This is a genomic window from Rhodocaloribacter sp. (assembly GCF_056451265.1).
Genome location: NZ_JBWOPL010000083.1, coordinates 1 through 6,308 on the forward strand (window position 1 = coordinate 1; position 6,308 = coordinate 6,308).

Annotated in this window: 5 protein-coding genes; 1 reads left to right on the forward strand and 4 read right to left on the reverse strand. The window is 62.4% G+C overall.

The window, feature by feature from the left end; genetic code table 11:
• Window positions 1–153 precede the first annotated feature (153 nt).
• Window positions 154–1,227 (reverse strand): 6-bladed beta-propeller, encoded by a 1,074-nt coding sequence (locus AC1HIY_RS14490; protein ID WP_479577510.1) that lies wholly within the window; start codon window positions 1,225–1,227, stop codon window positions 154–156.
• 229 nt (window positions 1,228–1,456) lie between these two features.
• Entirely contained in the window at window positions 1,457–1,708 is a 252-nt protein-coding gene (locus tag AC1HIY_RS14495) for a nucleotidyltransferase domain-containing protein (protein WP_479577511.1), read from the reverse strand.
• A gap of 250 nt (window positions 1,709–1,958) precedes the next feature.
• Between AC1HIY_RS14495 and AC1HIY_RS14500 the strand changes: the two genes are divergently transcribed.
• Window positions 1,959–4,001 (forward strand): glycoside hydrolase family 97 protein, encoded by a 2,043-nt coding sequence (locus AC1HIY_RS14500; protein ID WP_479577512.1) that lies wholly within the window; start codon window positions 1,959–1,961, stop codon window positions 3,999–4,001.
• Between the two features lie 7 nt (window positions 4,002–4,008).
• On the opposite strand, the gene AC1HIY_RS14505 is transcribed toward AC1HIY_RS14500, so the two are convergent.
• Both AC1HIY_RS14505 and AC1HIY_RS14510 read right to left on the reverse strand, forming a co-directional pair.
• Window positions 4,009–5,370, reverse strand: coding sequence for an ABC transporter permease (locus AC1HIY_RS14505; protein ID WP_479577513.1), 1,362 nt, complete (start codon window positions 5,368–5,370; stop codon window positions 4,009–4,011).
• Between the two features lie 5 nt (window positions 5,371–5,375).
• Entirely contained in the window at window positions 5,376–6,128 is a 753-nt protein-coding gene (locus tag AC1HIY_RS14510) for an ABC transporter ATP-binding protein (protein ID WP_479577514.1), read from the reverse strand.
• Window positions 6,129–6,308: the final 180 nt, after the last annotated feature.

The window sequence follows — 6,308 nt, forward strand, 5'->3', positions numbered from 1 at the left end:
GCGCTCGACCTCGGCGGCGTCTTCCGGATCATGCACGCCGTCGGCCTCGCCCGCCCCGCCGCCGACCTCTTCGCCCGCCACGGCTACGACCTGTACTACCGCATCCGCGCCGCCGTGCCGTTTTGAGGCGGCACCGACTTACGCACCTGCCAATCAATCAACCTCACGCACCCGGTATACGACGGCCGTCGTGTCCTGAAGCGTGTAGATATAATCGCCCGCAACGGACGTACAAATGGAAAAGCCTGGCAGCTTGAATGAATACTGATATGTTCCATCCGTTACATGATAGACGTCGAGTACAGAGGCGCCTATCTCTTTCGAGGTGGAAAAAGCATGCAAGTACAATTTTTCATCTCTAAGGGATGAGCAATTGTATAGCGTCTTTTTATTGACAATGCGCTGAAAGAAATTCCCTTTTGCTTGACCAGTTTCAACTTGCGGCGGTTTACCTTTCTCTATTCCTTCCCGGGCATATGCAAGTTTACCATTAATATCAAATCTTAAAATTACACCATAGTAAGATGAAACATATACCATGCCCTTCCTTACCGATAGAATATCTCCACTTAGAGAGAGTGCAACATCACGATAATTTTCTACCAACTCACCAAAACTTCGCATCAGTGCATCTTCAGCATTGTACAAAAAGAATATTTTCGGTTTAAGCGGCGAGATACGCATGAGATAGTACCAACCACCCTCAATCGGAGCAACTCGCAGAATGCCATCCTCAAACGTCAGTTTTCTGAGAAAATCACCATCGCTTGTAAACCAGTTAAGGCTGCGTGCTCCACCATCGGCCACCCAAACCATTCCGTTTTCACCGATTGCCACACCAGTTGGGTTAATGAACTCGCCTGGCCCTTCTCCTCGACCCTGCCCGTATTTCACGATCAGGTTTCCATTTTTGTCGAATTTTTTAACACTTGAATCACCATAATCTATTACATAAACACCACTGCTATCCCCCTTGACATATCCAGGCTTATAGAGAATTCCTTTTCCAGATCTACCTATTACAGCAAGTGTATCAACTTCAATCTCCCGCCAAGCTCGATATTTTTTATTTTGCTTTTGAAGATTTATCGCAAAGAAAGCCTCTTCCACTTCCCCTACATTTCTTCCCTCATCTTCAAAACAACCCGCAAAAAATATTGCAGTCGCCAAAATCAAAGCATAAAATACTCCGACTAATTCTCTTCCCAAACAACGAATACTCAACATTTTTCTAATTATTGATTCCAGTTAGTATTACAAGTAATAATCATTTTGCTTCTGATAAATTTATGTTACCCCCCTTTTTTTTTGTCAACACCAACAGGGTATCTTAACCAAATTTTTAAAAATTTCCTTCAGTCTACAAGCTATAGCCAATAAGGGCACCCGTCGCTTGCTCCATGCGGTAGGCAGCGAGCGCACGGATCTTCTCGGCGTCCGTCATGCCGCCACCTCCTCACGGAGAATGTGGGTGACCAGCGGGCTGATCCAGGACGACGCACACCTCCAGGTCCGACGCCCAGGTAGCGTCGCCACGGGCGCGGGAGCCGAAGGCCCAGACCCACGCCCCCGGGAAGCGCGCACGCACCCTGGTGGCGAAGTCCTCGAGGATATGTCGATCGACCGGATCCATGACGTTTTTCTTACGCACCGTGGTTACTTTGTATCCCGTTACCGCTGCCGTTCCGGCCCATAGGATGACCTCCATACAGAGACACCAGCCTCCTCATGCACGCCGTCGGCCTCGCCCGCCCCGCCGCCGACCTCTTCGCCCGCCATGGCTACGACCTGTACTACCGCATCCGCGCCGCCGTGCCGTTTTGAGAGACTGTTTGCACGTTAAAACGTTATAACGTTTCAGGTCCCGCACTCCCCCCCCGACGTTCAAACACCCAACCACCCGGACAGCTTTCCCCATGCTTAAAACCCGCCTTTCCGCCTTTTTCGCCGTTCTTTTCATGAGCGTCCTCGTCCTCGCTCCCGCCCGGGCGCAAACCCTCACGGTGGCTTCCCCGGACGGCGCGAACGAGGTCGCCTTCACGCTCCGCGACGGCGTGCCGTATTATACCGTCGCGCGCTTCGGACGGCCCCTCGTGACCCCATCGCGGATGGGCTTCATCCTCAAAGACGCCCCGCCGCTCGACCGCAATTTCACCGTCGCCGCGAGCGCGGAGACGAGCTTCGATGAGACGTGGACGCAGCCGTGGGGGGAGAAGAAAGACATCCGCAATCATTACCGCGAGCTGCGCATCGACCTCGAGACGCGCGACGAAGCGCCGCGCCGGATGGCGGTCGTCTTCCGCGTCTTCGACGACGGCGTCGGCTTCCGGTACGAATGGCCCGAACAGCCGAACCTCGACGCCTTCGAGATCATGGATGAGGTGACCGAGTTCACCCTCGCCGGCAACCCCGACGCGTGGTGGATCCCCGCCTTCCGCCGCAACCGATACGAGTACCGATACACGAAATCGCCCACGACGGCCATCGACACCGTCCACACGCCCGTGACGTTCGAGACGGCCGACGGGCTTTTCATGAGCCTCCACGAGGCGGCGCTGACCGACTTCGCGAGCATGACGCTTCGCCGCACCGGCGGCACGACGCTCAAAGCCGACCTCGTCCCGTGGTCCGACGGCGTGAAGGTGAAGGCGCGCACGCCGCACGTCTCGCCGTGGCGCACGCTTCAGATCGCCGACGACGCGGGCGGGCTGATCACGTCGTATCTCATCCTCAACCTGAACGAGCCGAACAAGCTCGGCGACGTCTCGTGGGTGAAGCCGGGCAAATACGTCGGCATCTGGTGGGAGATGCACCTCGGCCTGGCCACGTGGGCTTCCGGCCCGAAGCACGGCGCCACCACCGAGCGCACGAAGCAGTACATCGACTTCGCCGCCCGCCACGGCATCGACGGCGTGCTCGTCGAAGGCTGGAACGTGGGATGGGACGGCGACTGGACGAAGAACGGCGACAAGTTTCGGTTCACGACGCCGTACCCCGATTTCGACCTCGAAGCGCTGAGCCGGTATGCCGCCGAGCGGGGCGTCTCGCTCATCGGCCATCACGAGACCGGCGCGGGCGTCGAGAACTATGAACGGCAGATGGAAGACGCCTTCGCCTATTACGAAAAGCTCGGCATCCATGCCGTCAAGACCGGATACGTCGGGTGGGGCAACACGAGCATCTTCCGCACCGGCAAGGACGGAAAGAAGCACGGCGAATGGCATCACGGGCAATACATGGTGCGGCATTACCGAAAGGTCATCGAGACCGCCGCCCGCCATCACATCATGATCGACGCGCACGAGCCGATCAAGGACACCGGCATCCGCCGGACGTATCCGAATATGATGACCCGGGAAGGGGCGCGAGGACAGGAGTACAACTCCGCGTGGGGCGACGGCAACACCCCGGCGTACACCGCCATCCTGCCCTTCACGCGGCTGCTCGCCGGTCCGATGGATTTCACACCCGGCATCTTTCACCTCGAAGACGACGGCACGGAGCCGATGAACAAGGTCCCGACGACGCTCGCCAAGCAGCTCGCGCTGTACGTCGTCCTCTACAGCCCGCTTCAGATGGCCGCCGACCTCCCGGAGAATTATGAGGAGAACCTCGCGGCGTTCCGCTTCATCGAGGACGTGCCCACCGACTGGGAGGATACGCGGGTGCTCCACGCCCGCATCGGGGATTATGTGACCATCGTCCGGAAGGAACGCGACGGCGAAGACTGGTTCCTAGGCAGCCTCACCGACGAATGGGGGCGGGTGCTTCACGCGCCGCTCTCGTTCCTCGATCCCGGCCGAAAATACGTCGCCGAAATTTACCGGGACGGACCGGAGGCAGACTGGAAGGCCCATCCGCTCGACATCGAGATCACGAAGGCGCTCGTCGAACCGACGACGGTCTTCACGCTGCGGCTCGCGCCCGGCGGCGGGCAGGCCGTCCGCTTCCGCCCCGCGACGGACGAAGAAGCCCGGAGCATACCGCCGTACCGCGAATGACCGCGCTTCACGTCGCGCTCCGGAGCGCCCGGATCGGCTCGACGCGGGCCGCCTTCCGGGCCGGAACGATCCCGGCGGCCAGGCTGATGACGACGGCCAGCGCGAGGATGCCTCCGGCCATCCACGGGGGAAGGTAAAAGACGTCGATGCCGGAGAGGCCGAGGCCGTGGAGGTACCGGTCCACGAACGCGCCGAGAAGCGCGGTGATGCCCCATCCGACGCCGAGGCCGGCCAGCCCGCCGAAAAGCCCGAGCGCCGCGCTTTCGAGGAGGAAGAGCCGCTGAAGGTCGCCCTCGTCGCCTCCGACGGCTTTCATGACGCCGATCTCGGCGGTCCGTTCGAGGACGTTCATCATCATCGTATTGGCGATGCCGATGGTGGCCACGAGGAGCGCGATGAACCCGATGATGCCGAGCGCGAGGTCGAGCACGAGAAAGAGCCGTTCGAGCCGCGCGAACTGATCGCGGAAGCCGGTGACGTACAGCCCCCGCTCCCGGAGCGCGCGACGGACGGCGGCATACGCGGCGGGATCGGCCAGATGCACGCGAACGGCCGAGTACCCCCCCGGCGCCGTCCCGCGCATGAGGAGATCAATCGTGGAGAAGAACGTGATCTTCCGCAGCCCCTTCGCCAGTTCGAGCGGGACGACGATGCGGAACAGCCCGGAGAGCGCCTGACCGTCCTCCGGCAGCAGCCCGGCCACGCGCAGGCGATAGACGCGATAGACAACCGGCGGCGCGAGCATCCCGAAAGTGGCGCCGGGGTTTCCCCGCCGGAGCGCCCGCACGTTGAGCGTGGCGGTCGAAACGACGAGCGTGTCGCCGACGATGCTTTCGGGCGGATCGAAGCCGAGGCGGCGCGCCATCGAAGGGGCCAGAAGCAGCGTGGAGTCGGCGGGGCCGGAGAAGAACGCGCCCGCCTTCGGCCGGTACGCCGGGAGCGCGCCGAAAGCCTGCGGCACGGCCTCGGCGGTGGCCACGACGGCCCGGCGGCCCGCCTTCAGCCGGACCGGGAAGACAATCTCGGGATAGACCGCAAACACCCCGTCGAGGCCCTGAAGCGCTTCGATGAGGCTGTCCGTGAGGGCCACCGGCGGCGGGAGGCTGTCGAGGTCGAAGGGTTCCTGCGGGAGGAACGCGACGTCGCCCGCCGCGCCGAGGGGACTCGGCTGCGAGGTGACGCGGAGGGTGTTGTACAGTTCGAGCGCTTCGAACTCGCCGCGCGCGGTGCGCTGAAGGCCCGCGCCGTAGGCGAGCAGCGCCGCCAGCGCCGCCACGCCGACGGCCACCCCGACGAGCGTCATCGCGCTCCGCACCCGGTTGCGTTTCAGGTTGGCGAAAGCCAGCGAGACGAGATCGACCAGACGCATTGCGATCACAGAGAGGGGGCGGACGGTTCGCCCCTTCCAACGACCCGCCCGTCGTTCAGTTCGATGACCCGGTCGGCGACCGCCGCCACCTCGGAAAGGTGATGCGTGACGAAGACGACCGTCTTGCCGTGCTCGTGTCGGAGCCGTGCGAGGAGGTCGACGATCTGCCCCGCCGTCGTCGAGTCGAGGTTGCCCGTCGGCTCGTCGGCGAGCAGGAGCGGGGGGTCGGCCACGAGCGCGCGCGCGATGGCCACCCGTTGCCGTTCGCCGCCCGAGAGTTCCGCCGGTCGGTGACCCGCGCGGTGCATGAGCGACACCCGCTCCAGGCAGGCTTCGGCCCGCGCGCGCCGCCGCGCCGGCGCGACGCCCGCCAGCACGAGCGGCAGCGCCACGTTGTCGAAGGCCGTCATCGTGGGCACGAGGTGGAACGCCTGAAAGATCATCCCCACCATCGCGCGCCGGTAGTGCGTCTGCGCCTTCCGGTCGAGCGCCGAGAGCCGCCACGCGCCCACCCTCACATCACCCGCCGTCGGCGTCTCCAGCGCGGCGAGCAGATGCAGGAGCGTCGACTTCCCCGACCCGCTCCGCCCCACCACCGCCGTGAACGTCCCCGCCGCCACCGACAGATCCACCGACCGAAGGGCATACACCGCGTGATCGCCCATCGGATACACCCTCGAGACGCCCGTCATCCGAAGGAACGCCTCGGACGCCGCACGCTCCGGGCTGACGGGATCGGAAGAGGGGGGTGCGCGCATGAAAGGAGGTCGGAGGTTCGGGAAACGGCGCCGCGCCGGGGAAACGCTTCAACCGCCGAGGGCCGCCCTCTGTTCTGACGTCGCCGAGAAAAGCACCGAAGACCCGGGATCAAGGGATGTGGGTCTGTCAATAGCTCCGGGGAAAGGTTATATTCTCCCGCCTGATGTGTCTATAAAACA

Coding starts and splice junctions, on each gene's coding strand:
- AC1HIY_RS14490 (WP_479577510.1), bottom strand. CDS start 1,227: ATGTTGAGTATTCGTTGTTTGGGAAGAGAATTAGTCGGAGTATTTTAT.
- AC1HIY_RS14495 (WP_479577511.1), bottom strand. CDS start 1,708: ATGGAGGTCATCCTATGGGCCGGAACGGCAGCGGTAACGGGATACAAA.
- AC1HIY_RS14500 (WP_479577512.1), top strand. CDS start 1,959: ATGAGCGTCCTCGTCCTCGCTCCCGCCCGGGCGCAAACCCTCACGGTG.
- AC1HIY_RS14505 (WP_479577513.1), bottom strand. CDS start 5,370: ATGCGTCTGGTCGATCTCGTCTCGCTGGCTTTCGCCAACCTGAAACGC.
- AC1HIY_RS14510 (WP_479577514.1), bottom strand. CDS start 6,128: ATGCGCGCACCCCCCTCTTCCGATCCCGTCAGCCCGGAGCGTGCGGCG.